The organism is Streptomyces bungoensis (assembly GCF_001514215.1).
GTDB classification, from domain to species: domain Bacteria; phylum Actinomycetota; class Actinomycetes; order Streptomycetales; family Streptomycetaceae; genus Streptomyces; species Streptomyces bungoensis.
The window spans coordinates 321,764-347,513 of sequence record NZ_KQ948855.1 but is presented as its reverse complement, the minus strand read 5'-3'; the positions used below and the strand labels follow the sequence as shown (position 1 = coordinate 347,513).

39 protein-coding genes are annotated in these 25,750 nt (G+C 68.0%); 34 read left to right on the top strand and 5 right to left on the bottom strand.

Going from position 1 to position 25,750, the window contains the following annotated elements; genetic code table 11:
* Positions 1 to 14 precede the first annotated feature (14 nt).
* The 30 genes from rplC to truA all read left to right on the top strand — a co-directional run bounded on the left by rplC (position 15) and on the right by truA (position 16,923).
* Positions 15 to 659 carry a 50S ribosomal protein L3 gene (gene rplC / locus AQJ66_RS14040; protein WP_020135811.1) on the top strand — a complete coding sequence of 215 codons (645 nt, stop codon included), beginning with the start codon at positions 15 to 17 and terminating at the stop codon, positions 657 to 659.
* Between the two features lie 8 nt (positions 660 to 667).
* Positions 668 to 1,321 (top strand): 50S ribosomal protein L4, encoded by a 654-nt coding sequence (rplD, locus tag AQJ66_RS14035; protein WP_061920726.1) that lies wholly within the window; start codon positions 668 to 670, stop codon positions 1,319 to 1,321.
* Positions 1,321 to 1,740 carry a 50S ribosomal protein L23 gene (gene rplW, locus AQJ66_RS14030; RefSeq protein ID WP_030601206.1) on the top strand — a complete coding sequence of 140 codons (420 nt, stop codon included), beginning with the start codon at positions 1,321 to 1,323 and terminating at the stop codon, positions 1,738 to 1,740. The genes rplD and rplW overlap by 1 nt, the downstream gene beginning before the upstream one ends.
* A gap of 38 nt (positions 1,741 to 1,778) precedes the next feature.
* Positions 1,779 to 2,615, top strand: a complete 837-nt coding sequence (gene rplB / locus AQJ66_RS14025) for a 50S ribosomal protein L2 (protein WP_061920724.1) — start codon at positions 1,779 to 1,781, stop codon at positions 2,613 to 2,615.
* A 12-nt stretch (positions 2,616 to 2,627) separates the two neighbouring features.
* Positions 2,628 to 2,909, top strand: a complete 282-nt coding sequence (gene rpsS, locus AQJ66_RS14020; RefSeq protein ID WP_030233885.1) for a 30S ribosomal protein S19 — start codon at positions 2,628 to 2,630, stop codon at positions 2,907 to 2,909.
* A gap of 43 nt (positions 2,910 to 2,952) precedes the next feature.
* The gene (rplV, locus tag AQJ66_RS14015) at positions 2,953 to 3,300 is read left to right on the top strand and encodes a 50S ribosomal protein L22 (RefSeq protein WP_019329637.1); all 348 of its coding nucleotides are present in this window, start codon (positions 2,953 to 2,955) and stop codon (positions 3,298 to 3,300) included.
* Positions 3,300 to 4,121, top strand: a complete 822-nt coding sequence (rpsC, locus tag AQJ66_RS14010) for a 30S ribosomal protein S3 (protein ID WP_003998826.1) — start codon at positions 3,300 to 3,302, stop codon at positions 4,119 to 4,121. Before rplV ends, rpsC begins: the two co-directional genes overlap by 1 nt.
* 5 nt (positions 4,122 to 4,126) lie before the next feature.
* The gene (gene rplP, locus AQJ66_RS14005; RefSeq protein ID WP_061920723.1) at positions 4,127 to 4,546 is read left to right on the top strand and encodes a 50S ribosomal protein L16; all 420 of its coding nucleotides are present in this window, start codon (positions 4,127 to 4,129) and stop codon (positions 4,544 to 4,546) included.
* Entirely contained in the window at positions 4,546 to 4,770 is a 225-nt protein-coding gene (gene rpmC / locus AQJ66_RS14000) for a 50S ribosomal protein L29 (protein WP_030174543.1), read from the top strand. Before rplP ends, rpmC begins: the two co-directional genes overlap by 1 nt.
* Complete coding sequence (rpsQ, locus tag AQJ66_RS13995; RefSeq protein ID WP_003992363.1) at positions 4,770 to 5,057, top strand: 30S ribosomal protein S17; 288 nt, start codon at positions 4,770 to 4,772, stop codon at positions 5,055 to 5,057. Before rpmC ends, rpsQ begins: the two co-directional genes overlap by 1 nt.
* Positions 5,058 to 5,156: 99 nt before the next feature.
* The gene (gene rplN, locus AQJ66_RS13990; RefSeq protein WP_003998823.1) at positions 5,157 to 5,525 is read left to right on the top strand and encodes a 50S ribosomal protein L14; all 369 of its coding nucleotides are present in this window, start codon (positions 5,157 to 5,159) and stop codon (positions 5,523 to 5,525) included.
* A gap of 2 nt (positions 5,526 to 5,527) precedes the next feature.
* Positions 5,528 to 5,851 carry a 50S ribosomal protein L24 gene (gene rplX, locus AQJ66_RS13985; RefSeq protein ID WP_061920721.1) on the top strand — a complete coding sequence of 108 codons (324 nt, stop codon included), beginning with the start codon at positions 5,528 to 5,530 and terminating at the stop codon, positions 5,849 to 5,851.
* The gene (rplE, locus tag AQJ66_RS13980) at positions 5,851 to 6,408 is read left to right on the top strand and encodes a 50S ribosomal protein L5 (protein ID WP_061920719.1); all 558 of its coding nucleotides are present in this window, start codon (positions 5,851 to 5,853) and stop codon (positions 6,406 to 6,408) included. Before rplX ends, rplE begins: the two co-directional genes overlap by 1 nt.
* A gap of 5 nt (positions 6,409 to 6,413) precedes the next feature.
* A complete protein-coding gene (locus AQJ66_RS13975; RefSeq protein WP_003948630.1) occupies positions 6,414 to 6,599 on the top strand; it encodes a type Z 30S ribosomal protein S14 in 186 nt (61 codons plus the stop codon).
* Positions 6,600 to 6,812: 213 nt separating this feature from the next.
* The gene (gene rpsH, locus AQJ66_RS13970; protein ID WP_007384075.1) at positions 6,813 to 7,211 is read left to right on the top strand and encodes a 30S ribosomal protein S8; all 399 of its coding nucleotides are present in this window, start codon (positions 6,813 to 6,815) and stop codon (positions 7,209 to 7,211) included.
* Between the two features lie 24 nt (positions 7,212 to 7,235).
* A complete protein-coding gene (rplF, locus tag AQJ66_RS13965; protein WP_061920715.1) occupies positions 7,236 to 7,775 on the top strand; it encodes a 50S ribosomal protein L6 in 540 nt (179 codons plus the stop codon).
* 3 nt (positions 7,776 to 7,778) lie between these two features.
* The gene (rplR, locus tag AQJ66_RS13960) at positions 7,779 to 8,162 is read left to right on the top strand and encodes a 50S ribosomal protein L18 (RefSeq protein WP_030860987.1); all 384 of its coding nucleotides are present in this window, start codon (positions 7,779 to 7,781) and stop codon (positions 8,160 to 8,162) included.
* Between the two features lie 39 nt (positions 8,163 to 8,201).
* Positions 8,202 to 8,807: a 30S ribosomal protein S5 gene (rpsE, locus tag AQJ66_RS13955; RefSeq protein WP_003998815.1), complete on the top strand. Its 606-nt coding sequence runs from the start codon at positions 8,202 to 8,204 to the stop codon at positions 8,805 to 8,807.
* A gap of 2 nt (positions 8,808 to 8,809) precedes the next feature.
* The gene (rpmD, locus tag AQJ66_RS13950) at positions 8,810 to 8,992 is read left to right on the top strand and encodes a 50S ribosomal protein L30 (RefSeq protein ID WP_003974250.1); all 183 of its coding nucleotides are present in this window, start codon (positions 8,810 to 8,812) and stop codon (positions 8,990 to 8,992) included.
* 2 nt (positions 8,993 to 8,994) lie between these two features.
* Complete coding sequence (gene rplO / locus AQJ66_RS13945; RefSeq protein WP_006140897.1) at positions 8,995 to 9,450, top strand: 50S ribosomal protein L15; 456 nt, start codon at positions 8,995 to 8,997, stop codon at positions 9,448 to 9,450.
* Between the two features lie 191 nt (positions 9,451 to 9,641).
* On the top strand, positions 9,642 to 10,955 hold the full coding sequence (secY, locus tag AQJ66_RS13940; RefSeq protein WP_061920714.1) for a preprotein translocase subunit SecY: 1,314 nt from the start codon (positions 9,642 to 9,644) through the stop codon (positions 10,953 to 10,955).
* Positions 10,955 to 11,620, top strand: a complete 666-nt coding sequence (locus AQJ66_RS13935; RefSeq protein ID WP_061920712.1) for an adenylate kinase — start codon at positions 10,955 to 10,957, stop codon at positions 11,618 to 11,620. Before secY ends, AQJ66_RS13935 begins: the two co-directional genes overlap by 1 nt.
* 98 nt (positions 11,621 to 11,718) lie before the next feature.
* Positions 11,719 to 12,555: a type I methionyl aminopeptidase gene (gene map / locus AQJ66_RS13930; protein ID WP_061920710.1), complete on the top strand. Its 837-nt coding sequence runs from the start codon at positions 11,719 to 11,721 to the stop codon at positions 12,553 to 12,555.
* Between the two features lie 152 nt (positions 12,556 to 12,707).
* The gene (gene infA, locus AQJ66_RS13925) at positions 12,708 to 12,929 is read left to right on the top strand and encodes a translation initiation factor IF-1 (RefSeq protein WP_003948620.1); all 222 of its coding nucleotides are present in this window, start codon (positions 12,708 to 12,710) and stop codon (positions 12,927 to 12,929) included.
* 65 nt (positions 12,930 to 12,994) lie between these two features.
* Entirely contained in the window at positions 12,995 to 13,108 is a 114-nt protein-coding gene (gene rpmJ / locus AQJ66_RS13920; protein WP_003998809.1) for a 50S ribosomal protein L36, read from the top strand.
* 194 nt (positions 13,109 to 13,302) lie between these two features.
* Entirely contained in the window at positions 13,303 to 13,683 is a 381-nt protein-coding gene (gene rpsM / locus AQJ66_RS13915; protein WP_031167100.1) for a 30S ribosomal protein S13, read from the top strand.
* A gap of 65 nt (positions 13,684 to 13,748) precedes the next feature.
* A complete protein-coding gene (gene rpsK / locus AQJ66_RS13910; RefSeq protein WP_003956432.1) occupies positions 13,749 to 14,153 on the top strand; it encodes a 30S ribosomal protein S11 in 405 nt (134 codons plus the stop codon).
* 143 nt (positions 14,154 to 14,296) lie between these two features.
* Positions 14,297 to 15,319: a DNA-directed RNA polymerase subunit alpha gene (locus AQJ66_RS13905; RefSeq protein ID WP_003966937.1), complete on the top strand. Its 1,023-nt coding sequence runs from the start codon at positions 14,297 to 14,299 to the stop codon at positions 15,317 to 15,319.
* Positions 15,320 to 15,480: 161 nt separating this feature from the next.
* Positions 15,481 to 15,975 (top strand): 50S ribosomal protein L17, encoded by a 495-nt coding sequence (gene rplQ / locus AQJ66_RS13900; RefSeq protein ID WP_061920709.1) that lies wholly within the window; start codon positions 15,481 to 15,483, stop codon positions 15,973 to 15,975.
* 93 nt (positions 15,976 to 16,068) lie between these two features.
* Entirely contained in the window at positions 16,069 to 16,923 is an 855-nt protein-coding gene (gene truA / locus AQJ66_RS13895; RefSeq protein ID WP_061920708.1) for a tRNA pseudouridine(38-40) synthase TruA, read from the top strand.
* A gap of 7 nt (positions 16,924 to 16,930) precedes the next feature.
* Here the strand turns inward: truA and AQJ66_RS13890 are convergent, their stop codons facing one another.
* On the bottom strand, positions 16,931 to 17,809 hold the full coding sequence (locus AQJ66_RS13890; RefSeq protein WP_061920707.1) for a hypothetical protein: 879 nt from the start codon (positions 17,807 to 17,809) through the stop codon (positions 16,931 to 16,933).
* A 298-nt stretch (positions 17,810 to 18,107) separates the two neighbouring features.
* Between AQJ66_RS13890 and rplM the strand changes: the two genes are divergently transcribed.
* From rplM to AQJ66_RS13870, 4 genes are all read left to right on the top strand, one after another.
* On the top strand, positions 18,108 to 18,551 hold the full coding sequence (rplM, locus tag AQJ66_RS13885) for a 50S ribosomal protein L13 (RefSeq protein ID WP_030345455.1): 444 nt from the start codon (positions 18,108 to 18,110) through the stop codon (positions 18,549 to 18,551).
* A 42-nt stretch (positions 18,552 to 18,593) separates the two neighbouring features.
* The gene (rpsI, locus tag AQJ66_RS13880; protein WP_030831638.1) at positions 18,594 to 19,106 is read left to right on the top strand and encodes a 30S ribosomal protein S9; all 513 of its coding nucleotides are present in this window, start codon (positions 18,594 to 18,596) and stop codon (positions 19,104 to 19,106) included.
* A gap of 164 nt (positions 19,107 to 19,270) precedes the next feature.
* Complete coding sequence (glmM, locus tag AQJ66_RS13875) at positions 19,271 to 20,629, top strand: phosphoglucosamine mutase (RefSeq protein WP_061920705.1); 1,359 nt, start codon at positions 19,271 to 19,273, stop codon at positions 20,627 to 20,629.
* Between the two features lie 132 nt (positions 20,630 to 20,761).
* Entirely contained in the window at positions 20,762 to 21,304 is a 543-nt protein-coding gene (locus AQJ66_RS13870) for a hypothetical protein (protein ID WP_159052566.1), read from the top strand.
* Here AQJ66_RS13870 and AQJ66_RS13865 read toward each other — a convergent pair.
* The 4 genes from AQJ66_RS13865 to AQJ66_RS13850 form a co-directional block, all read right to left on the bottom strand.
* The gene (locus tag AQJ66_RS13865; protein WP_061920701.1) at positions 21,301 to 22,248 is read right to left on the bottom strand and encodes a DUF389 domain-containing protein; all 948 of its coding nucleotides are present in this window, start codon (positions 22,246 to 22,248) and stop codon (positions 21,301 to 21,303) included. The genes AQJ66_RS13870 and AQJ66_RS13865 overlap by 4 nt on opposite strands.
* A gap of 31 nt (positions 22,249 to 22,279) precedes the next feature.
* Positions 22,280 to 23,248 (bottom strand): type I pantothenate kinase, encoded by a 969-nt coding sequence (coaA, locus tag AQJ66_RS13860; RefSeq protein ID WP_061920699.1) that lies wholly within the window; start codon positions 23,246 to 23,248, stop codon positions 22,280 to 22,282.
* A 139-nt stretch (positions 23,249 to 23,387) separates the two neighbouring features.
* Positions 23,388 to 24,098 carry a hypothetical protein gene (locus AQJ66_RS13855; RefSeq protein WP_061920696.1) on the bottom strand — a complete coding sequence of 237 codons (711 nt, stop codon included), beginning with the start codon at positions 24,096 to 24,098 and terminating at the stop codon, positions 23,388 to 23,390.
* Between the two features lie 2 nt (positions 24,099 to 24,100).
* Positions 24,101 to 25,750 (bottom strand): polymorphic toxin-type HINT domain-containing protein (locus AQJ66_RS13850; protein ID WP_279617322.1); only part of this gene is annotated, 1,650 nt, incomplete at its 5' end.

Here is a 25,750-nt window from a genome sequence, read left to right as displayed (position 1 = left end):
CGGTGATCTGAACGATGGCTAAGCAGATCAAGGGCATCCTGGGCGAGAAGCTCGGCATGACGCAGGTGTGGGACGAGAACAACCGTGTTGTTCCGGTCACCGTCGTCAAGGCCGGCCCCAACGTCGTCACCCAGGTCCGCACGAACGACGTCGACGGCTACGAGTCCGTCCAGATCGCGTTCGGCGAGATCGACCCGCGCAAGGTGAACAAGCCCCTCAAGGGCCACTTCGCCAAGGCCGACGTCACTCCCCGCCGCCACCTCGTCGAGATCCGTACCGCTGACGCCAGCGAGTACACCCTCGGCCAGGAGATCACCGCCGAGGTGTTCGAGGCCGGCATCAAGGTCGACGTGACCGGCAAGAGCAAGGGCAAGGGCTTCGCCGGTGTCATGAAGCGTCACAACTTCAAGGGCCTCGGCGCCGGACACGGCACCCAGCGCAAGCACCGCTCGCCCGGTTCCATCGGTGGCTGCGCCACCCCGGGCCGCGTGTTCAAGGGCCTCCGCATGGCGGGTCGCATGGGCAACGAGCGGGTCACCACCCAGAACCTGACCGTCCACGCCGTTGACGCGGAGAAGGGTCTGCTGCTCATCAAGGGCGCGGTTCCCGGTCCGAACGGCGGCCTCGTCCTGGTCCGCACCGCGGCCAAGGGGGCCTGAGGTAACCGATGAGCACTGTTGACATCCTTTCGCCGGCGGGCGACAAGGCCGGTTCCGTCGAGCTCCCCGCGGAGATCTTCGACGCCAAGGTCAGCGTTCCGCTGATCCACCAGGTCGTCGTCGCGCAGCTGGCCGCTGCCCGCCAGGGCACCCACAAGACCAAGACGCGTGGCGAGGTCCGCGGCGGTGGCAAGAAGCCGTACCGCCAGAAGGGCACCGGTCGCGCCCGTCAGGGCTCGACCCGCGCGCCGCAGTTCGCCGGCGGTGGCGTCGTGCACGGCCCCCAGCCGCGCGACTACTCGCAGCGCACCCCGAAGAAGATGAAGGCCGCCGCCCTGCGCGGTGCCCTCACCGACCGGGCGCGCCACAACCGCATCCACGTCGTCTCCGGCGTGGTCGAGGGCGAGAACCCCAGCACCAAGGCCGCGAAGAGCCTGTTCGGCAAGATCAGCGAGCGCAAGAACCTGCTCCTGGTCGTCGAGCGCGCCGACGAGGCCGCGTGGCTGTCCGCCCGCAACCTGCCCCAGGTCCACATCCTGGAGCCGGGCCAGCTGAACACGTACGACGTTCTCGTCTCGGACGACGTGGTCTTCACCCAGGCCGCTTTCGAGTCCTTCGTCGCCGGCCCGAAGGCCAACGACACCGAAGGGAGCGAGGTCTGATGGCCATCCGTCACCCCGCTATCGCCTCGAAGGCCGCCAAGGCCGCCAAGGCCGCGCGCGTCGCCAAGGCGCGTCGCCACGCCACCGAGGGCAAGAACACCGTCGAGACCCCGCTGAGCAAGTCGTACACGGACCCCCGTGACGTCCTGCTGAAGCCGGTCGTCTCCGAGAAGAGCTACGCGCTCCTCGACGAGAACAAGTACACGTTCATCGTCGACCCGAACGCCAACAAGACCCAGATCAAGCAGGCCGTCCAGGCGGTCTTCGACGTCAAGGTCACCGGGGTCAACACGATCAACCGCCAGGGCAAGCGCAAGCGCACGAAGACCGGTTTCGGTCAGCGCGCGGGCAGCAAGCGCGCGATCGTGACCCTCGCCGAGGGCGACCGTATCGACATCTTCGGCGGTCCGACCGCGTAAGCGGGTCGGATCGTCCGATATCGGACGAGGACTGAGAAATGGGAATCCGCAAGTACAAGCCGACTACGCCGGGCCGTCGTGGCGCCAGCGTCGCCGACTTCGTCGAGGTCACGCGGTCCACGCCGGAGAAGTCGCTGGTCCGCCCGCTGCACAGCAAGGGCGGCCGTAACAACGCCGGTCGTGTGACCGTTCGCCACCAGGGTGGCGGACACAAGCGCGCCTACCGCGTGATCGACTTCCGTCGTCACGACAAGGACGGCGTGCCGGCGAAGGTCGCGCACATCGAGTACGACCCCAACCGCACCGCGCGCATCGCGCTGCTGCACTACGCCGACGGCGAGAAGCGCTACATCCTCGCCCCGCGCAACCTGCAGCAGGGTGACCGCGTCGAGAACGGTCCCGGGGCCGACATCAAGCCGGGCAACAACCTGGCCCTCCGCAACATCCCGGTCGGTACCACGATCCACGCGATCGAGCTCCGTCCCGGTGGTGGCGCGAAGCTCGCCCGTTCCGCGGGCGCCTCGGTTCAGCTGCTGGCTCGTGAGGGCGCCATGGCGACCCTGCGTATGCCGTCCGGCGAGATCCGCATGGTGGACGCGCGCTGCCGCGCCACCGTCGGTGAGGTCGGCAACGCCGAGCAGAGCAACATCAACTGGGGCAAGGCCGGCCGCAAGCGGTGGCTGGGCGTTCGCCCGACCGTCCGTGGTGTCGTGATGAACCCGGTCGACCACCCGCACGGTGGTGGTGAGGGCCGGACCTCCGGTGGCCGCCACCCCGTGTCCCCGTGGGGCAAGAAGGAAGGCCGTACTCGTTCGCCCAAGAAGGCGTCGAACAAGTACATCGTCCGCCGCCGCAAGACGAACAAGAAGCGCTAAGGACGGGTTGAGATGCCTCGTAGCCTGAAGAAGGGGCCCTTCGTCGACGACCACCTCATGAAGAAGGTGGACGCCCAGAACGAAGCCGGCACCAAGAACGTCATCAAGACCTGGTCCCGCCGCTCGATGATCGTCCCGGCCATGCTCGGCCACACGCTGGCGGTGCACAACGGCAAGACCCACATCCCGGTGTTCGTCACCGAGTCGATGGTCGGCCACAAGCTCGGCGAGTTCTCGCCGACGCGCACCTTCCGGGGCCACGTCAAGGAAGACCGGAAGTCGAAGCGCCGCTAGTAGCGGATCGCATTCAGACACGTAAGTAACTGAAGGGACAACCATGGAAGCCAGGGCCCAGGCGCGGTACATCCGCGTCACGCCCATGAAGGCCCGCCGCGTGGTGGACCTCATCCGTGGCATGGACGCCACGGAGGCCCAGGCCGTCCTGCGATTCGCTCCGCAGGCCGCCTCCGTGCCGGTGGGCAAGGTGCTCGACAGCGCCATCGCCAACGCCGCGCACAACTACGACCACACCGACGCCGACAGCCTCTACATCTCCGAGGCCTACGTCGACGAGGGCCCGACCCTGAAGCGGTTCCGGCCGCGCGCCCAGGGCCGTGCCTACCGGATCCGCAAGCGGACCAGCCACATCACCGTGGTCGTCAGCAGCAAGGAAGGAACCCGGTAATGGGCCAGAAGGTAAACCCGCACGGGTTCCGGCTCGGTGTCACGACCGACTTCAAGTCGCGTTGGTACGCCGACAAGCTGTACAAGGACTACGTCAAGGAAGACGTCGCCATCCGTCGGATGATGACGTCCGGCATGGAGCGCGCCGGCATCTCCAAGGTGGAGATCGAGCGCACCCGTGACCGCGTCCGCGTGGACATCCACACCGCTCGCCCGGGCATCGTCATCGGCCGCCGCGGCGCCGAGGCCGACCGCATCCGCGGTGACCTGGAGAAGCTGACCGGCAAGCAGGTCCAGCTCAACATCCTCGAGGTCAAGAACCCGGAGACGGACGCTCAGCTGGTGGCCCAGGCCGTCGCCGAGCAGCTGTCCTCCCGCGTCTCCTTCCGCCGTGCCATGCGCAAGAGCATGCAGTCGGCGATGAAGGCCGGCGCCAAGGGCATCAAGATCCAGTGCGGTGGCCGCCTCGGCGGCGCCGAGATGTCCCGCTCGGAGTTCTACCGCGAGGGCCGCGTGCCCCTGCACACGCTCCGCGCGAACGTGGACTACGGCTTCTTCGAGGCCAAGACGACCTTCGGCCGCATCGGTGTGAAGGTCTGGATCTACAAGGGCGACGTCAAGAACATCGCCGAGGTCCGCGCCGAGAACGCTGCGGCCCGTGCGGGTAACCGCCCGGCCCGTGGTGGTGCAGACCGCCCGGCCCGTGGTGGCCGTGGTGGCGAGCGGCGCGGTCGCAAGCCGCAGCAGGCTGCCGGCGCCGAGGCCCCCAAGGCCGAGGCTCCCGCGTCCGCTCCGGCTGAGAGCACCGGAACGGAGGCCTGACCGTCATGCTGATCCCCCGTAGGGTCAAGCACCGCAAGCAGCACCACCCGAAGCGCCGTGGTATGGCCAAGGGCGGTACGACGGTTGCGTTCGGCGAGTACGGCATTCAGGCCCTCACGCCGGCGTACGTGACCAACCGCCAGATCGAGGCGGCCCGTATCGCGATGACCCGCCACATCAAGCGTGGCGGCAAGGTCTGGATCAACATCTACCCGGACCGCCCGCTGACCAAGAAGCCTGCCGAGACCCGCATGGGTTCCGGTAAGGGTTCGCCGGAGTGGTGGATCGCGAACGTTCACCCGGGTCGGGTGATGTTCGAGCTGTCGTACCCCAACGAGAAGATCGCCCGTGAGGCGCTCCTTCGCGCGGCCCACAAGCTGCCGATGAAGTGCCGGATCGTCAAGCGCGAGGCAGGTGAAGCGTGATGTCGGCCGGTACCAAGGCGTCCGAGCTGCGCGAGCTGGGCAACGAGGAGCTTCTGGGCAAGCTCCGCGAGGCCAAGGAAGAGCTGTTCAACCTCCGCTTCCAGGCGGCGACCGGTCAGCTCGAGAACCACGGTCGGCTGAAGGCCGTCCGCAAGGACATCGCGCGGATCTACACCCTGATGCGTGAGCGCGAGCTGGGCATCGAGACGGTGGAGAGCGCCTGATGAGTGAGAGCAACGTGACTGAGCAGACTGCAGAGGCCCGCGGCTTCCGCAAGACCCGTGAGGGTCTCGTCGTCAGCGACAAGATGGACAAGACCGTCGTCGTCGCCGTCGAGGACCGCGTCAAGCACGCGCTGTACGGCAAGGTCATCCGCCGTACCAACAAGCTCAAGGCGCACGACGAGCAGAACGCCGCGGGTGTCGGCGACCGCGTCCTCCTCATGGAGACCCGGCCGCTGTCCGCGACGAAGCGCTGGCGCGTCGTCGAGATCCTCGAGAAGGCCAAGTAATTCTCCTGCGGGGCACCCCTCGCAGGACAGTTCCGCCAGGCTCCGGGGGCCGCTCGGTGAGCGGCCCCCGGGGAACCGGCAGACATTCAGGAGATAGACGTGATCCAGCAGGAGTCGCGACTGCGCGTCGCCGACAACACTGGTGCGAAGGAGATCCTTTGCATCCGTGTGCTCGGTGGCTCCGGTCGCCGCTACGCGGGCATCGGTGACGTCATCGTCGCCACCGTCAAGGACGCGATCCCCGGTGGCAACGTGAAGAAGGGTGACGTCGTCAAGGCGGTCATCGTTCGCACCGTCAAGGAGCGCCGCCGTCCGGACGGCTCGTACATCCGCTTCGACGAGAACGCCGCCGTCATTCTGAAGAACGACGGCGACCCTCGCGGCACCCGTATCTTCGGCCCCGTCGGCCGTGAGCTGCGCGAGAAGAAGTTCATGAAGATCATCTCGCTCGCGCCGGAGGTGCTGTAAGCATGAAGATCAAGAAGGGCGACCTGGTCCAGGTCATCACCGGTAAGGACAAGGGCAAGCAGGGCAAGGTCATCGCGGCCTACCCCCGCGAGGACCGCGTCCTGGTCGAGGGTGTCAACCGGGTCAAGAAGCACACCAAGGCCGGTCCGACCGCTCGCGGTTCCCAGGCCGGCGGCATCGTGACCACCGAGGCCCCCATCCACGTGTCCAACGTTCAGCTGGTCGTGGAGAAGGACGGCAACAAGGTCGTCACGCGTGTCGGCTACCGCTTCGACGAAGAGGGCAACAAGATCCGCGTTGCCAAGCGGACGGGTGAGGACATCTGATGGCTACCACCACCACTCCGCGTCTGAAGCAGAAGTACCGCGAGGAGATCGCGGGCAAGCTGCGTGACGAGTTCAAGTACGAGAACGTCATGCAGGTTCCCGGCCTCGTCAAGATCGTGGTCAACATGGGTGTCGGCGACGCCGCCCGTGACTCGAAGCTGATCGAGGGCGCGATCCGCGACCTGACCACCATCACCGGTCAGAAGCCGGCCGTCACCAAGGCCCGCAAGTCCATCGCGCAGTTCAAGCTGCGCGAGGGTCAGCCGATCGGCGCGCACGTCACGCTCCGTGGCGACCGCATGTGGGAGTTCCTGGACCGCACCCTGTCGCTCGCGCTGCCGCGCATCCGCGACTTCCGCGGCCTGTCCCCCAAGCAGTTCGACGGCCGTGGCAACTACACCTTCGGTCTCACGGAGCAGGTCATGTTCCACGAGATCGACCAGGACAAGATCGACCGTACCCGGGGCATGGACATCACCGTGGTCACCACGGCGACCAACGACGCTGAGGGCCGCGCGCTCCTTCGTCACCTCGGCTTCCCGTTCAAGGAGGCGTGAGCGAGATGGCGAAGAAGGCTCTGATTGCCAAGGCTGCTCGCAAGCCCAAGTTCGGTGTGCGTGGCTACACCCGCTGCCAGCGCTGCGGCCGTCCGCACTCCGTCTACCGCAAGTTCGGCCTCTGCCGCGTGTGCCTTCGTGAGATGGCTCACCGTGGCGAGCTGCCGGGCGTGACCAAGAGCTCCTGGTAATCCCCCCTTTAGGGATTCCTGGACCTCTCGGTAAGCAACCGGGACGGCAGGGCCCGACCCCCGCATGCCGTAGGCTTGTGGGGTTGGGCTCTGCCGCCCTGAACGACTTACTACGCCGTAGGTCCCCGCACCGCACCCGTCCCGTCTGCAGAAGTACGGGGAGAGGGATGGCGCATATAGGAAACCCCGGCGAGAAAGGCCACAGGCCAATTCATGACCATGACTGATCCGATCGCAGACATGCTTACGCGTCTGCGTAACGCGAACTCGGCATACCACGACTCCGTGACGATGCCGGCGTCGAAGATCAAGTCTCACATCGCGGAGATCCTCCAGCAGGAGGGCTTCATCACGGGCTGGAAGGTCGAGGACGCCGAGGTCGGCAAGAACCTCGTCCTCGAGCTGAAGTTCGGCCCGAACCGTGAGCGCTCCATCGCGGGCATCAAGCGGATCTCCAAGCCCGGTCTCCGGGTGTACGCGAAGTCCACCAACCTGCCGAAGGTGCTCGGCGGCCTGGGCGTGGCGATCATCTCCACGTCGCACGGGCTCCTCACCGACAAGCAGGCCGGCAAGAAGGGCGTGGGTGGGGAAGTCCTCGCCTACGTCTGGTAGCGGAAGGGAACGGAGGAAACAGCTATGTCGCGTATTGGCAAGCTCCCCATCACGGTTCCCGCCGGCGTGGACGTCACCATCGACGGCCGTACGGTCTCGGTCAAGGGCCCCAAGGGCGAGCTGACCCACACCGTCGTGGCGCCGATCGAGATCGTCAAGGGTGAGGACGGCGTTCTGAACGTCACCCGCCCGAACGACGAGCGTCAGAACAAGGCTCTCCACGGCCTGTCCCGCACGCTGGTGGCGAACATGATCACCGGCGTGACCCAGGGTTACGTGAAGAAGCTCGAGATCAGCGGTGTCGGTTACCGCGTGACCGCCAAGGGTTCGAACCTCGAGTTCGCTCTGGGCTACAGCCACCCGATCGTCGTCGAGGCGCCCGAGGGCATCACCTTCAAGGTGGAGACCCCGACCCGCTTCCAGGTCGAGGGCATCGACAAGCAGAAGGTCGGCGAGGTTGCGGCCAACATCCGCAAGCTGCGCAAGCCCGACCCGTACAAGGCCAAGGGTGTCAAGTACGAGGGCGAAGTCATCCGCCGCAAGGTCGGAAAGGCGGGTAAGTAAGCCATGGCATACGGGCAGAAGATCCTCAAGGGCGACGCCTACAAGCGCGCCGCGATCAAGCGCCGTCACATCCGGATCCGCAAGCGGATCGCCGGTACGGCGGAGCGTCCCCGTCTGGTCGTGACCCGCTCCAACCGCCACATCGTGGCGCAGGTGATCGACGACCTCAAGGGCCACACCCTGGCGTCGGCGTCCACCCTGGACGCGTCCGTCCGCGGTGGCGAGGGCGACAAGTCGGCGCAGGCCAAGCAGGTCGGCGCCCTGGTCGCCGAGCGCGCCAAGGCCGCCGGTGTCGAGGCTGTCGTGTTCGACCGTGGTGGCAACCAGTACGCCGGGCGCATCGCCGCCCTGGCGGACGCCGCCCGCGAAGCCGGGCTCAAGTTCTGAGCCTGCCGTAGCTAGCGGAAACAGAGAGAGGTAATTCCAATGGCTGGACCCCAGCGCCGCGGTGGCGGTGCCGGTGGCGGCGAGCGGCGGGACCGGAAGGGCCGTGACGGCGGCGCTGCTGCCGCCGAGAAGACCGCGTACGTCGAGCGTGTCGTCGCGATCAACCGCGTCGCCAAGGTTGTGAAGGGTGGTCGTCGCTTCAGCTTCACCGCGCTGGTCGTGGTGGGCGACGGTGACGGCACCGTGGGTGTCGGTTACGGCAAGGCCAAGGAGGTGCCGGCCGCCATCGCCAAGGGTGTTGAGGAGGCCAAGAAGCACTTCTTCAAGGTCCCCCGGATCCAGGGCACCATCCCCCACCCCATCCAGGGTGAGAAGGCTGCCGGCGTCGTGCTGCTCAAGCCCGCGTCCCCGGGTACCGGCGTCATCGCCGGTGGTCCGGTGCGTGCCGTGCTCGAGTGCGCCGGTATCCACGACGTGCTGTCGAAGTCGCTCGGCTCCGACAACGCCATCAACATCGTGCACGCCACCGTGGAGGCCCTGAAGGGTCTGCAGCGTCCCGAGGAGATCGCGGCCCGCCGTGGTCTGCCCCTCGAGGACGTCGCTCCCGCGGCCCTGCTGCGTGCGCGTGCCGGGGTGGGTGCGTAATCATGGCGCAGCTCAAGATCACGCAGGTCAAGTCCTACATCGGCAGCAAGCAGAACCACCGCGACACCCTGCGCTCCCTTGGTCTCAAGGGCATCAACACGCAGGTCGTCAAGGAGGACCGCCCCGAGTTCCGCGGCATGGTGCACACCGTCCGCCACCTCGTGACGGTCGAGGAGGTCGACTGATCATGGCGGAGAACAACCCGCTCAAGATCCACAACCTCCGTCCCGCCCCGGGCGCCAAGACCGCCAAGACCCGTGTCGGTCGTGGTGAGGCGTCGAAGGGTAAGACGGCCGGTCGTGGTACCAAGGGCACGAAGGCCCGCTACCAGGTTCCGGAGCGCTTCGAGGGTGGGCAGATGCCCCTCCACATGCGCCTCCCGAAGCTGAAGGGCTTCAAGAACCCGTTCAAGACCGAGTACCAGGTCGTGAACCTCGACAAGCTGGCCGCGCTGTACCCGGAGGGTGGCGAGGTCACCGTCGAGGGTCTCGTGGCCAAGGGTGCCGTTCGCAAGAACAGCCTCGTCAAGGTCCTCGGCCAGGGCGAGGTCTCCGTGGCGCTGCAGGTGACGGTCGACGCCGTCTCCGGCTCCGCCAAGGAGAAGATCACCGCCGCCGGCGGCACGGTCACCGAGCTGGTCTGAGTCCCTTCAGGCGGACGCTCGATGTCGTAAACGAACCCGACCGGGGATACCTCACAATGAGGTATCCCCGGTCGGTCGTTCCAAGGGGGGCAGTGTCGCCGGTAAGGTGGCCTGCACTGTTCTTTTTCGTATTCGTCGAACCTCAAGACCGTCACCCTTGACGCAGTTGCGCGGGGGTCGCAGGAGGCACCGTGCTCACCGCGTTCGCCCGGGCGTTCAGGACGCCCGACCTGCGCAAGAAGCTGCTCTTCACGCTGGGCATCATCGTGGTCTACCGGGTCGGTACCCACGTCCCGATCCCCGGCGTCAACTACAAGGCCGTCCAGCAGTGTGTCGGCGAGGCGGGGGCCAATCAGGGCCTCTTCGGACTCGTGAACATGTTCAGCGGCGGTGCGCTGCTGCAGATCACGGTCTTCGCGCTCGGGATCATGCCGTACATCACGGCCAGCATCATCCTTCAGCTGCTGACCGTGGTCATCCCGCGCCTGGAAGCCCTGAAGAAGGAGGGCCAGGCCGGCACGACGAAGATCACGCAGTACACCCGGTACCTGACGGTGGCGCTCGCCATCCTCCAGGGCACCGGCCTGGTCGCCACCGCCCGCAGCGGCGCCCTGTTCAGCGGCTGCTCGGTCGCCTCGAGCATCGTCCCGGACCAGGCGATCTTCTCCACGATCACCATGGTGATCTGCATGACCGCCGGTACGGCCGTCGTGATGTGGCTCGGCGAGCTGATCACCGACCGCGGCATCGGCAACGGCATGTCGATCCTGATGTTCATCTCGATCGCCGCGACCTTCCCGGGCAACCTGTGGGCCATCAAGAAGCAGGGCACTCTGGCCGGCGGCTGGATCGAGTTCGGCACCGTCATCCTGGTCGGCCTGGTGATGGTCGCGCTCGTCGTCTTCGTCGAGCAGGCCCAGCGGCGCATCCCCGTGCAGTACGCGAAGCGCATGATCGGCCGGCGCTCCTACGGCGGTACGTCCACGTACATCCCGCTCAAGGTGAACCAGGCCGGTGTGATTCCGGTCATCTTCGCCTCGTCGCTGCTGTACATCCCGGCACTGGTGGCGCAGTTCGCGGGGGGCAACTCGGGCTGGAAGCAGTGGGTCACCCAGAATCTGACCAAGGGTGATCACCCGATTTACATCACTTCGTACTTCTTGCTCATCGTTTTCTTCGCGTTCTTCTACGTGGCGATCTCCTTCAACCCCGAGGAAGTCGCCGACAACATGAAGAAGTATGGTGGCTTCATCCCGGGCATCCGGGCTGGCCGACCGACCGCTGAGTACCTCAGCTACGTGCTCAACCGGATCACCTGGCCGGGTTCGCTGTACCTGGGTCTGATCGCTCTCGTGCCGACAATGGCGTTGGTGGGCTTCAACGCGAACCAGAACTTCCCGTTCGGCGGGACGAGCATCCTGATCATCGTGGGTGTGGGTCTGGAGACGGTGAAGCAGATCGAGAGCCAGCTCCAGCAGCGCAATTACGAAGGGTTCCTCCGCTGATGCGTATCGTCCTCGTCGGGCCGCCGGGTGCCGGTAAGGGAACGCAGGCCGTCCGGCTCGCAGAGAAGCTGGCCATCCCGCACATCTCCACGGGTGACCTGTTCCGCGCCAACATCAGCCGCCAGACGGAGCTGGGCAAGCTCGCGAAGTCCTACATGGACGCCGGCAACCTCGTACCCGACGAGGTCACCATCGCGATGGCCAAGGACCGCATGGAGCAGCCGGACGCCGCGCGCGGCTTCCTGCTGGACGGCTTCCCGCGCAACGTCTCGCAGGCCGAGGCGCTCGACGAGCTGCTGGAGTCCGAGGGCATCAAGCTGGACGCCGTCCTGGACCTGGAGGTCCCGGAGGAGGAGGTCGTCAAGCGGATCGCCGGCCGGCGCATCTGCCGCAACGACTCCAGCCACGTCTTCCACGTGACGTACAGCGCGCCGAAGCAGGAGGGCGTCTGCGACGTGTGCGGCGGCGAGCTGTACCAGCGCGACGACGACTCCGAGGACACCGTCCGCACCCGGCTCGAGGTCTACCACACGCAGACCGAGCCGATCATCGACTACTACAAGGCGCAGGGCCTGGTCGTGACCATCTCCTCCCTGGGCCCGGTGGACGAGATCACGGAGCGGGCGCTGGAGGCCCTCAAGCGCGAGAAGGCCGAGAACAAGTAGATCGCGGTCCTTCCGGCCGCGGTGCCCTGGCGGGCGCCGCGGCCGTAGTGTTGTGTACGTACCCCAGTCGACGTGAGTGACGGAGAGCGCAGGCCCCCATGGTGCAGATCAAGAGCCCCGAGCAGATCGCGAAGATGCGTGCGGCGGGGCTGGTGGTCGCCGCGATCCACGCGGCCACCCGGGAGGCGGCGGTCCCCGGCGCCAGCACCAAGGACCTGGACGAGGTCGCCCGCAAGGTCCTCGCCGAGCACGGCGCCAAGTCGAACTTCCTGGGGTACGGCGGTTTCCCCGCGACCATCTGCACCTCCGTGAACGACGTCGTCGTCCACGGCATCCCCTCCGACGACGTCGTCCTCAAGGACGGCGACATCATCTCCATCGACTGCGGAGCGATCGTCGACGGCTGGCACGGCGACGCCGCCTACACCGCCTTCGTCGGCTCCGGTCACGCCCCGGAGCTGATCGAGCTCTCCCGGGTGACCGAGGAGTCGATGTGGGCCGGCATCGCGGCCATGAAGCAGGGCAACCGCCTCGTCGACATCTCCCGCGCCGTCGAGACCTACATCCGCCGCCAGCCGAAGCCGGGCGGCGGCAAGTACGGGATCATCGAGGACTACGGCGGCCACGGCATCGGCACCGAGATGCACATGGACCCGCACCTGCTGAACTACGTCGACCGCCGCCGCGGCAAGGGCCCGAAGCTGGTCCCCGGCCTCTGCCTCGCCATCGAGCCGATGGTGTCGCTGGGCACGCCGAAGACGGAGGTCCTGTCGGACGACTGGACGGTCATCACGACGGACGGCACCTGGTCCTCCCACTGGGAGCACTCGGTCGCCCTGACCGAGCAGGGCCCCCTGGTGCTGACGGCCCCGGACGGAGGCCGGGCGAAGCTGGCGGAGCACGGCGTGACGGCGGCCCCCGACCCGCTCGCATGACGATCACCGGTGCGGGGCAGACTTCCTCGATTCGTGTTTCCGGGTGCGCTGACGTAGACTGACTCGTCGGCTCTCGTGCACCCGCATGTCCGCATGCGCCCGCAAGGGAAAGCTCGTGAGTCGATCAAGGTAGTCGATTCGAAGGGCGAAGCGTGGCCAAGAAGCAAGGTGCCATCGAGATCGAGGGCACTGTCGTCGAGTCTCTTCCGAACGCCATGTTCAAGGTCGAGCTCCAGAACGGCCACCAGGTCCTGGCACACATCAGCGGCAAGATGCGCATGCACTACATCCGCATCCTCCCTGACGACCGGGTCGTGGTGGAGCTGTCTCCGTACGACCTGACGCGTGGCCGGATCGTCTACCGCTACAAGTAGATCTTGCCCACGTCCCGCGTACCCACGCGGGGCTGCCGGCAACTGACCCGGAGAACCTCAATCCCATGAAGGTCAAGCCGAGCGTCAAGAAGATCTGCGACAAGTGCAGGGTGATCCGCCGTCACGGTCGGGTCATGGTCATCTGCGAGAACCCGCGCCACAAGCAGCGCCAGGGCTGACGCAGGACCGATCCCTCTGCATCCACCGCAGAGATTCGCGCGACGCAAGCTGAATTTGTTCATACGCAGGACCCAGCCGGGCGAGCACCCGTCTGACACCCCCGGTTCGGAGGCCGGGGACCCAGTTCGTACCTGGTACGGCGGCTGGGAGCCGGTTCTGTGGAAGACCTCCGAAGATCACCAGGAGCCATTGAATGGCACGCGTTTCCGGTGTTGACATCCCGCGCGAAAAGCGCGTGGAGGTCGCCCTGACCTACGTGTTCGGCATCGGCCGGACCCTCTCCCAGCAGACGCTGGCCGAGACCGGTATCGACCCGAACACCCGCGTCCGTGACCTGACCGAAGAGCAGCTGGTCGCGATCCGCGAGTACGTCGACAACAACATCAAGACCGAGGGTGACCTCCGTCGCGAGATCCAGGCCGACATCCGCCGCAAGGTCGAGATCGGTTGCTACCAGGGTCTGCGTCACCGCCGTGGTCTGCCCGTCCGCGGTCAGCGCACCAGCACGAACGCCCGTACCCGCAAGGGCCCGCGTCGCGCCATCGCCGGCAAGAAGAAGCCGGGCAAGAAGTAGTCCGCAGCGGACACCTGTCCACGGTCTTCGCTGTAGGACCGACCACCTCCCGTAGGAGTTAGTAGATGCCCCCCAAGGGACGTCAGGGCGCTGCCAAGAAGGTGCGCCGCAAGGAAAAGAAGAACGTCGCTCACGGCCACGCGCACATCAAGAGCACGTTCAACAACACGATCGTCTCCATCACGGACCCGTCCGGCAACGTGATCTCCTGGGCCTCCGCCGGCCACGTCGGCTTCAAGGGCTCCCGGAAGTCCACGCCGTTCGCCGCGCAGATGGCCGCCGAGTCGGCCGCCCGCCGCGCCCAGGAGCACGGCATGCGCAAGGTCGACGTGTTCGTGAAGGGCCCGGGTTCCGGTCGTGAGACCGCGATCCGCTCCCTGCAGGCCACGGGTCTCGAGGTCGGCTCCATCCAGGACGTCACCCCGACCCCGCACAACGGCTGCCGTCCGCCCAAGCGTCGTCGCGTCTGACGCCCAAGCGTGCTGCGGTCCGGGCGGTATCTCCCCTTCGGGGCGGTACCGCCCGTACCCTTGCAATACCCGCACCTTTCCGGGTGCGGCTTGAGTCGGGTGTCATATAGCGGGCGCCCACGACTGAAGGATCTGATCCACACATGCTGATCGCTCAGCGTCCCTCGTTGACCGAAGAGGTCGTCGACGAATTCCGCTCCCGGTTCGTGATCGAGCCGCTGGAGCCGGGCTTCGGCTACACCCTCGGCAACTCCCTGCGTCGTACGCTCCTCTCCTCGATCCCGGGTGCGGCGGTCACGTCCATCCGCATCGACGGTGTCCTGCACGAGTTCACCACCGTGCCGGGCGTCAAGGAGGACGTCACCGACCTGATCCTCAACATCAAGCAGCTGGTCGTCTCCTCGGAGCACGACGAGCCGGTCGTGATGTACCTGCGCAAGCAGGGCCCGGGTCTGGTCACCGCCGCCGACATCGCGCCCCCGGCCGGTGTCGAGGTGCACAACCCCGACCTGGTCCTCGCCACGCTCAACGGCAAGGGCAAGCTGGAGATGGAGCTGACCGTCGAGCGCGGTCGCGGCTACGTCTCCGCCGTGCAGAACAAGCAGGTGGGCCAGGAGATCGGCCGTATCCCGGTCGACTCCATCTACTCGCCGGTTCTCAAGGTCACCTACAAGGTCGAGGCGACCCGTGTCGAGCAGCGCACCGACTTCGACAAGCTGATCGTCGACGTCGAGACCAAGCAGGCGATGCGTCCCCGTGACGCCATGGCCTCCGCGGGCAAGACGCTCGTCGAGCTGTTCGGTCTCGCCCGCGAGCTGAACATCGACGCCGAGGGCATCGACATGGGCCCGTCCCCGACGGACGCCGCCCTGGCCGCCGACCTGGCGCTGCCGATCGAGGAGCTGGAGCTCACCGTTCGGTCGTACAACTGCCTCAAGCGCGAGGGCATCCACTCCGTGGGTGAGCTCGTCGCCCGCTCCGAGGCCGACCTGCTCGACATCCGCAACTTCGGTGCGAAGTCGATCGACGAGGTCAAGGCGAAGCTGGCGGGTATGGGCCTGGCGCTGAAGGACTCGCCCCCCGGGTTCGACCCCACCGCTGCGGCGGACGCGTTCGGCGCGGACGACGACGCGGACGCGGGCTTCGTGGAGACCGAGCAGTACTGAGAGCTCGGGCCCACCGGTCCGTTTTCGGCTGCCGGCCCGCCGTGGCTGGCCGCGCAGTTCCCCGCGCCCCTTCGGGCGCGGGGTCTCCGACAGGCGACCGCCTGCTCGGATACTGACTCCGGTACCTGATACGGCCGGGGCAGACACACAGGAGAAGAACCATGCCGAAGCCCACCAAGGGTGCCCGTCTGGGCGGCAGTGCCGCGCACGAGAAGCTGCTCCTCGCGAACCTCGCGAAGTCGCTGTTCGAGCACGGCCGCATCACCACCACCGAGGCGAAGGCGCGCAAGCTGCGTCCGTACGCCGAGCGTCTGGTCACCAAGGCGAAGAAGGGCGACCTTCACAACCGCCGTCAGGTGCTCCAGGTGATCACGGACAAGAGCGTCGTCCACACGCTCTTCACCGAGATCGGCCCGCGCTACGAGAACCGTCCCGGTGGCTACACCCGCATCACCAAGATCGGTAACCGCCGTGGCGACAACGCGCCCATGGCCGTCATCGAGCTGGTCGAGGCGCTGACGGTGCAGCAGAACGCCGTGGGTGAGGCCGAGGCCGCCACCAAGCGTGCGGTCAAGGAGGCCGACGAGGCCAAGGCGCAGGAGACCACCGAGGCTCCGGCCGACGAGGCCGCCGCCGAGGAGTCGAAGGACGCCTGAGGCTCCGCCTGACGCCGGAAGCGGGTCCGTCCCTCGTGGACGGGCCCGCTTCCGCGTTTTTCCCCCGGGGCACCGCCCTGAGAGGATCTCCACGTGAGTGATGAAGTACAGCCCGGGCACGTCCGCGTCCGCCTCGACGTCTCCTACGACGGCACCGACTTCCACGGCTGGGCCAAGCAGGCCGGCGGGAGGCGGACCGTGCAGGGCGAGATCGAGGACGCCCTGCGCACGGTGACGCGGTCGCGGGAGACGTACGAGCTGACCGTCGCCGGACGGACCGATGCCGGGGTGCACGCGCGCGGCCAGGTGGCGCACGTCGACCTGCCCGAGGAGGTCTGGCGGGAGCACAACCAGAAGCTGCTCAAGCGGCTCGCCGGGCGGTTGCCGAAGGACGTGCGGGTGTGGGCGCTGAGGCCCGCGCCGAGCGGCTTCAACGCCCGGTTCTCCGCCGTCTGGCGCCGGTACGCCTACCGGGTCACCGACAACCCCGGTGGTGTGGACCCCATCCTGCGCAACCACGTCCTGTGGCACGACTGGCCGCTCGACGTCGACGCCATGAACGAGGCGGCGCGGCGGCTGCTCGGCGAGCACGACTTCGCCGCCTACTGCAAGAAGCGCGAGGGTGCCACGACGATCCGCACCCTCCAGGAGCTGAGCCTGGTGCGGGGCGGGGACGGCATCATCACCGCCACCGTCCGCGCCGACGCCTTCTGCCACAACATGGTGCGCTCGCTGATCGGCGCGCTGCTGTTCGTCGGGGACGGGCACCGGGGGCCCGAGTGGCCCGGCACGGTGCTGGCCGCGGGGGTCCGCGACTCGGCCGTCCACGTCGTACGGCCGCACGGGCTGACCCTGGAGGAGGTCGGCTACCCCGCCGACGAGCTGCTTGCCGCGCGCAACAAGGAGGCGCGGAACAAGCGCTCGCTTCCGCCGGCGGGGTGCTGCTGAGGCGGCCCTACCGGTTGGCGGCAGCCGAGGCCTGCGCCTCGCCGCGGCGGCGGATCTGGCGGAAGGTGAACTCCGCCAGGTCGTCGCCGGCCGCGAAGACCTTGGTGTCCTTGCCGGTCACGTTCTTGCCATTGGTGAAGCCGGCGATCGTGAAGTAGGCGTAGCGGCCGTAGGCGTTGGTGGTGGTGCGGCAGATCGCGGCGTCGCAGAAGGCCTTGACGCCCTTGCCGGACAGGGACCGCACGATGCTCTTCTTGTCGGCCTGCGTCTTGGCCTTGCCGGCCTTCGCCTCGGTGTCGAAGACGGCCACGCCGACCGTGACGGCCACGCCGTCCTTGACGTAGCTGACCCGCATCAGCCGGGTGCAGCCGTTCGCGGTGAGGACCTTGGGCAGGGTGCCGCCGGCGACGCTCGCGCAGTTCTGCGTGTCGGCCGTGGCGCCCTTCTTGTACACCGTGTCGCCCATGGTCAGCTGGGTGCCCGGGAAGAGGGTCTCCGGGCTCAGCGGGGCGGTGTCCTTCGCGGCGCTGGATATGAAGTCCTTGGGGTCCAGCGGCGGCGGGGCGCTGGTGGGCGCGAAGGACGGCGCGGTGGCCGAGCCGCTCGGCAGGGCGGCGCTGGCGGGCAGGTTGGTGGGCTTGCCGGAGGCCTGGTCGCCGCTGTTCGCGGACACTACGGCCATCGCGACGGCGGTGCCGACCGCGATCGTCGCGACCACGCCGCCGCCGATGAACAGCAGCCTACGGCGCCTGTTCCGCGTCTCCGAGGCCTCGGCGAGCGCCGCCCAGTCCGGAGTCCCGTCACCGCCGCCGCTGCTCCAGGGCTGCTGGGAATTCGGTTTCCAGGGATCCCACTGAGACTGGGGTCCCCCCTGCCCGTAACTCATGGGGCGCATCTTAGACGGGGGGCGAGGGGTGCTGGAGTGCGTGCGGCGGCATGCCGCGTTTGTCCGCCGACATGAGGGGGAACGGCGTCGTTTTGACCCGTCCGGGGCCGGGCAGGTAACCTGCTTCTTCGTTGTGTATTGGCTTGCTCATTCTCACGGGACGGGCCCTTACACCGGTCCACCGGGCCGATGACCAGCGACCAGCACGCGGTTTGCGTCACCGCAGTGCGGTCAAGGCTGTCGTGATCGTTTCGGTGACCTGTTCAGGACCATTCACTCGAAGCGAAGGCTACGAACCGTGCGTACGTACAGCCCCAAGCCCGGCGATGTGACGCGCCAGTGGCACGTCATCGACGCTCAGGACGTCGTCCTGGGCCGTCTCGCCACCACCGCAGCGACCCTCCTCCGGGGCAAGCACAAGCCGATCTACGCGCCGCACGTCGACGCTGGTGACTTCGTCATCATCATCAACGCCGACAAGGTGCACCTCTCCGGCAACAAGCGGACCCAGAAGATGGCCTACCGCCACTCCGGCTACCCGGGCGGTCTGCGCTCCGTCCGCTACGACGAGCTGCTGGACAAGAACCCGGAGAAGGCCATCGAGAAGGCCGTCAAGGGCATGCTCCCCAAGAACACTCTGGGCCGTCAGATGCTCTCGAAGCTGAAGGTCTACAAGGGTGACCAGCACCCGCACGCTGCCCAGCAGCCGGTGCCGTTCGAGATCACCCAGGTCGCGCAGTAAGTCCGGCCACCCCCTAAGACTGAAGAGAATCTGAGGAGAATCGTGGCCGAGACCACTGCCGAGCAGCCGCTCGAAGAGCTTGACATCGACAGCTACACCACCGAGTCCGAGGTCCCCGTCGAGGGTGAGTACACCTCGGAGTCCATGGCCTCCCGCTTCGGCGAGCCCCAGCCGGCCGCCGGCCTGGGCCGCCGCAAGAACGCCATCGCCCGCGTCCGGATCGTCCCGGGCTCCGGCAAGTGGAAGATCAACGGTCGCACCCTCGAGGACTACTTCCCGAACAAGGTGCACCAGCAGGAAGTCAACGAGCCCTTCAAGGTGCTCGAGCTCGAGGGCCGTTACGACGTCATCGCCCGCATCGCCGGTGGCGGTGTCTCCGGTCAGGCCGGTGCGCTCCGTCTCGGTGTCGCCCGCGCGCTGAACGAGGCCGACGTCGACAACAACCGCGGCCCGCTGAAGAAGGCCGGCTTCCTCAAGCGCGACGACCGTGCGGTCGAGCGCAAGAAGGCCGGTCTGAAGAAGGCCCGCAAGGCCCCGCAGTACAGCAAGCGCTAATCACAGCTGCCTGCTCGTACTCCGAACGCCCCGGCGGCACGCCACTGTGCCACCGGGGCGTTCGTCTATCACGAGACTTGGGCGTATAACGGCACAAGGTGTTCAACGGCTGGTGTGATGGGATGCCCGGCCCGGCACGAACTGACGCTTCCTCAGGAGGACAAGTGGGACGACTCTTCGGCACGGACGGCGTGCGCGGTGTCGCCAACGCGGACCTGACGGCCGAGATGGCGCTCGGCCTGTCCGTCGCGGCGGCGCACGTGCTGGCCGAGGCGGGCACCTTCGCGGGCCACCGGCCGAAGGCCGTGGTCGGACGGGACCCGCGTGCGTCCGGGGAGTTCCTGGAGGCCGCGGTGGTCGCCGGCCTGGCGAGCGCCGGCGTGGACGTGCTCACGGTCGGCGTGCTGCCGACGCCCGCGGTGGCGTACCTGACCGGCGCGCTCGGCGCGGACCTCGGCGTGATGCTGTCCGCGAGCCACAACGCCATGCCGGACAACGGCGTCAAGTTCTTCGCCCGCGGCGGCCACAAGCTCGCCGACGAGCTCGAGGACCGGATCGAGGCCGTCTACGACTCCCACCGCCACGGCGAGCCCTGGGAGCGGCCCACCGGTTCCGGCGTCGGCCGGGTGCGCGCGTACGACGAGGGCTTCGAGGAGTACGTCGGCCACCTCCTCGGCGCGCTGCCGAACCGGCTCGACGGGCTGACGGTCGTCCTGGACGAGGCGCATGGCGCGGCCTCCGGAGTCTCTCCGGAAACGTTCCGGCGGGCCGGCGCCCGGGTCGTCACGATCGGTGCCGAGCCCGACGGCCTCAACATCAACGACGGCTACGGCTCCACGCACCTGGACAAGCTGAAGGCCGCCGTCCTCGAGCACGGCGCCGACCTCGGCATCGCGCACGACGGCGACGCCGACCGCTGCCTGGCCGTGGACCACACCGGCGAGGAGGTCGACGGCGACCAGATCCTCTCCGTGCTGGCGCTGGCCCTGCGGGAGCGGTCCGAGCTGCGCTCCGACACCGTCGTCGCCACGGTGATGTCCAACCTCGGCTTCAAGCTGGCCATGGAGCGGGCCGGGATCCGCCTGGTGCAGACGGCCGTCGGCGACCGGTACGTGCTGGAGGAGATGAAGGAGCACGGCTTCGCCCTGGGCGGCGAGCAGTCCGGGCACGTGATCATCCTCGACCACGCGACCACCGGTGACGGCACGCTGACGGGCCTGCTGCTGGCGGCCCGCGTCGCCGAGTCCGGCCGTACGCTGCGCGAGCTGGCCTCCGTGATGGAGCGGCTGCCGCAGGTCCTGATCAACGTGCCGGACGTGGACAGGTCCCGGGTGAACACGTCCGCCGAACTCGCCGCCGCCGTCACCGAGGCGGAGCGGGAACTGGGCGGGACGGGCCGGGTGCTGCTGCGCCCGTCCGGCACCGAGCCGCTGGTCCGGGTGATGGTCGAGGCGGCGGACATCGACCAGGCCCGGACCGTCGCCGGGCGTCTGGCGGACGCGGTGAAGTCGGCGCTGGGCTAACGCCCGTACCTCCTGCGGGTCGGGTTCGTCACCCGAAGGAACGCGACGGAGGGCGCACGACCGGAGGCTGACTGTTCACTTTCGTCGGGGGGCCACCGCCTCGACGAAAGAGAGAGCCACAGCATGAAGATCGTGAGCAGCATTCTGAAGCGGGCCGCCGGCCCGGCCCTGGTCGCCGGTCTCGTCGTCACCTCGGCCGCCGCCCCGGCCGCGGCCGCCGCGACCGCCGCCACGCCGGGGTCCACCGCGTTCCGGTTCTTCGGGGTGCTCGCCGGGCTCCAGGCGCGGTCCGGGGTGGCGAACGACGTCCGCGCCGAGGTCATCGGCGGCCGTCTGATCCTCTCGGACGCGACAGGCGTCGCGATCGGCCCGGGCTGCACCCGAAGGTCCGCCACCAGCGCCGACTGCGGCAGCGTGAGCACCGTCCCCCGGCTCGTCATGGCGCTGGACGACATGGACGACAAGGCCGTGGTGGACGCCTCGGTCGGCGCCTCGGTCAACGTCGTCGTCGACGCCGGCACCGGCAGGGACAACGTCACCACGGCCGGCGGCAGCGATCTGATCGACGTCCAGGACAACGGCAGTGGTGACACGGTGAGCTGCGGCGGGGGCGTCGACACGGTCTTCGCCGACACCGGCGACACGGTCTCCTCGAACTGCGAGAAGAGGTTCTAGAACCCGTCGGCCCTGACCGTACGCTGGCGCTGCCTGGCCCACAGCCACTTCTGGGCCAGCAGCGTCAGCGTTCCGGCCAGGAGGATGCCCAGCAGGTTCAGCAGGAGCTGGTCCGTCGAGCCGAGGGTCTGGGCGGTGTCGCCGTAGGCCAGTGCCACGGCGGCGTTGGCGGCGGCCGGGACGGTCGTCACGGAGATGGCCACCCCCACCAGCAGGCCCGACTTCGCCGAGGTGAGCGACAGGGTGCCGGCGATGCCGGCCAGGACCGCCACGACGAACGAGAAGGCGTCGGGGGCGTACACGAAGGCCGTGTTGGGCCGCTTGCCCTCCAGGTCGGACCGGTGGAACAGGCCGATGGCGTCCATGAACAGGGTGAAGCCGACGGTGACCGCCATCGCCAGCGCGAAGCCGACGAGCAGCGCGGTCAGGGAGCGCAGGGCGAGGCGCGGGTAGCGCCGGACCAGGGCCGTGCAGACGCCGGCCAGCGGGCCGAACTCCGGGCCGACCGCCATGGCGCCCACGATGAGGATGGCGTTGTCCAGCACGACACCACAGGCCGCGATCATGGTCGCCAGCGTGATGAAGGCGACGTAGGTGAAGGAGAGGGTCGACTCCTCGTGGGTGGCGTCCGTCAGGCCCTCCCACAGCACCGCGTCCGCGCCCTCGCCCGGTGCCTCCTCCTCCGCCTTGTCGGCGCGCCGGGACAGCGACAGGTCTATGTTCTCGACGGCGATCGAACCGGTGTCGTCGATCCCCAGCCGCCGCAGCCCGGCGATGAGTTCGTCGCCCGCCTCGCGGGCCACGTCGCACATCACCACGTCCCCGGCCGGGTTGCGGGCGGCTCCCGGCAGCACCACGAGGTGGGTGGTGCCGACGGTCTTCTCGGCCAGGCGGACCACTTCGTCGGTCCGGTCGGCCGGGGTGATCAGGCGCAGATGCAGCATGACGTCTTTCTAACAGGCGTCCGCGACCCCGTCACAGCTTCCTGAGCCGCAGCCGCTGCACCTTGTGGTCGGGGCCCTTGCGCAGGATGAGGGTGGCGCGGCCGCGGGTGGGGGCGATGTTCTCGACCAGGTTCGGCTTGTTGATCGTCCGCCAGAGCGTGCGCGCGTAGTCCAGGGCCTCGTCCTCCGACACCTGGGTGTACTTGCGGAAGTACGAGTTCGGGTTCTGGAAGGCCGTCTGGCGCAGCTTCCTGAAGCGGCTGAGGTACCAGCGCTCGATGTCCTCTGTGCTCGCGTCGACGTACACGCTGAAGTCGAAGTAGTCCGCGAGGCCCACCCGGGTGCGGCCGTCCTTGCCGGGCAGGGCGGGCTGCAGCACGTTCAGGCCCTCGACGATCAGGATGTCGGGCCGGCGTACGGTGAGCCGCTCGTCGTCGACGATGTCGTAGATCAGGTGGGAGTAGACGGGCGCCGTCACCTCCGCCTTGCCCGCCTTGATGTCGGCGACGAACCGGGTCAGCGCCCGGCGGTCGTACGACTCCGGGAACCCCTTGCGCGACATCAGCCCGCGGGCCTCCAGCTCCCTGGTCGGCAGCAGGAAACCGTCGGTGGTGACCAGTTCGACGCGCGGGTGCTCGGGCCAGCGGGAGAGCAGGGCGCGCAGGAGGCGGGCGACGGTCGACTTGCCGACGGCGACCGAGCCGGCCACGCCTATGACGAACGGGGTCCCGGACTGCGAGCCCTTCTCACCGAGGAAGGTGTTCAGCGCCCCGCGCAGGCCGTCCGTGGCGCCGACGTAGAGGTTGAGCAGGCGGGAGAGCGGGAGGTAGATGTCCCGCACCTCGTCGAGGTCGATGACGTCGCCGAGCCCGCGCAGCTTCTCGACCTCCTCGGCGGTCAGCGGCAGCGGCGTCTTGTTCCGCAGCGCGCTCCACTCGGCACGGGTGAGATCGACGTAGGGAGTCGCCTCCGGCCTGGGCCGGTGGGCGCTCCGGGGCATCGAGGGGACCGGTGAGATCACAGTCCATTGTTAACGGAGTTCGAAGGGGGTGGTGGGTGGGGTGCGTCACGTGGGCCGGGGCGGGACATGCCGCAGGGGCGGGCGGAGTTCCGTGTCCGCCCGCCCCTGGGGCCCCGCGTCAGTCGGTCCGGTCGTTGAGCCCTTCGGGTACGACCCATTCCGGGTAGCCGAACCGCTCACCGAGGGCGACGAGTCCCGGTCGGTCGGCCGGCACGTGGTACGCCTTCATGGCGCGCAGGAACAGCCGGTAGCCGAGGTCCGCGCAGCACTCGGTGACCACGCGCTCCAGCGCGGGGACGAGGCCGGACACCGGAGTGCCGAACGGGGGATCCTCGACCGCTCGGCTCAGCCGCTCCGCGACCGGGTGGAGCGCCTCCAGGACGGCCCGCCGCAGTTCGTCGTCCGCCACCGGCCGTGGCGGCGGGGGCTCGAACGCCGGATCGTCCTCGCGTACCCGGGCCAGCCATGTCTCCTCGGCCCTGCGTAGCCAGGCACCGGCGCTCATGCCGTGCTCGTTCGGGTCGAAGACGCCGTGGGTGGCGGCGAGCCAGACCGTACGGATCGTCGCGTCCGTCAGCGAGGAGTTCAGCAGTCGCCGGATGTCCTCGCCCAGCTGGGCGGCCTTGGAGCGGTCGAACTCGTCGACCGACATCTCCACGATCCTGAGCCACACCATGACGGGGCCGTGGTCGGGACGGGACCGGACGTACTCCCGATAGACCTCCTCCAGCACTTCCCATTGCGAGGCCACCCAGGTCAGCCCGATGTCTGTCGTGTAGATGCCCTCGAGGAACTCTCCGGGGGCGTCACTTTCGGGTTCGTGCGCCACGGTCACCCCTCCAGGTAGCTGGTGTACACGACCCACTTGCCATGAGGGTGCAGGCGACTGCCCTTGCCGATGTACTTGAGCTGGACGATGACCCATTTGGACGTGACCACGCTCTTCTGGGCCGTATTGCCGGTCTTCACCCATTTGTAGCCCAGCGGGCCGCCCCCGGTGTCGATGTCCCTGACTTCCCAGCGGATCGTCTTGAGCTTCGTCGGCAGCTTGCGCCCCATCTTCTGCGCCTGCTCGGTCTGCCACTTGGTGAGTTCCTGCAGGTGCTTCGGATTGTGCTCCAGCCACTGGGTCATGGTCTTGTCGACGGCGTCCTTGGCGATGTCGAGGCTGGCCCAGCGGGTGGCAACACCCCCTGTGGTCCTCGGGTCGAGGGCCTTGGCCTCCATCTGCTGGTCGGTCTTGTTCACGTGCTCGCTGATGGTGTGCGCACCCTCCACGTCCTCGTCGAGGACGATGTCCTCGCAGTTGTGGACGAGGACGTTCTGCGGGTGGGCTCCCTCGGTACCGACGTAGAACGTGTGGATGCCGTCGACCGTCAGGTCGAAGACGTCACGGGGCGGCAGGCCGGCCCGGTCCTTCACGGCCGTCACGGTGCGGAACGTGCCGTCCGGTGTGCGCAGGCTGTCGCCCACGTGCAGGGCGGAGACCAGGGTCCAGCCGCGGCCTTCGACGAAGAAGCGGTGGCCCGCCGTGCTGGACAGGCTTCCGCCGGCCACCGTGATCTCGACGAGGCGGCGGGTCGCGTGCCGCATGGTGTCGGTCACCCGCCGTGCCGACGCCCGGCCGGTCTCCGGATCCGTCGCTCGGACCGTGTCACCTACGCGTACGTCGCGGATCGCCTTGTGGCTTCCGTCCGCCATGAGGACCTGGGTGTCACCCGGGAAGCTGTTCCGGGTGCAGGTGGTGATCATGTCCTCGTAGAGTTCGACCTCCCGCTCGATCGCGGCCACCGCCGCCGCGTCTATGCCGTTGACGGCCTTGAGCGCCTTGAACGCGTCCCGGACGCCGATGCCGGTGGCGAACGCGGCGTCCACGGCGCGCAGTGCTTCCGCGATGGGCCTGATGATCTTGCCCGCGAACAGGCTCGCGACGTCCAGGGACGCCCAGGCGCAGCCGCCCCAGCTTCCGCTCTCGAAGCCGGAGCTGAACTTCTGGGCGCACTTGATCCAGCTGCCGAAGAGGATGTCGACGGGATCGACGCCGTCCTGCCACTCGGCGATCGTGATGGTGTGCGTGAACTTCTGGGACAGCTCGTCGGTCTTGACCTCGCCCAGATACGTCGTGGCAGCGCTCGGGCACATGAGCTTCTGCGGGTCGATGCCCTCGGCGGCGCACAGGTACAGGCTCAGAACGGCCTTGTACCGGATCTTCGTGGTGATCGTGCAGTTGCCCCGGTAGGCGAGGTGGTTCCACCAGTGGTCGCAGCCGTCCGTCTTGCTGACGACCTCCGGATCGCCGATCTTCTCGATGTGGTCGACTTCGTAGAAGACGTTGCCGATGGAGCCCTTCTCGTCGCTGACGGCTCCGTCTTCGATCTGCTTGCCCTTGGCCGCTTTCTCGGCTCTGTCGGCCGCGTCCTGGGCTTCCTTGGCGTACTTGGCGGCGTCCTTGGCTGCCTGTTCGGCTTCGGTGGCGGCCGT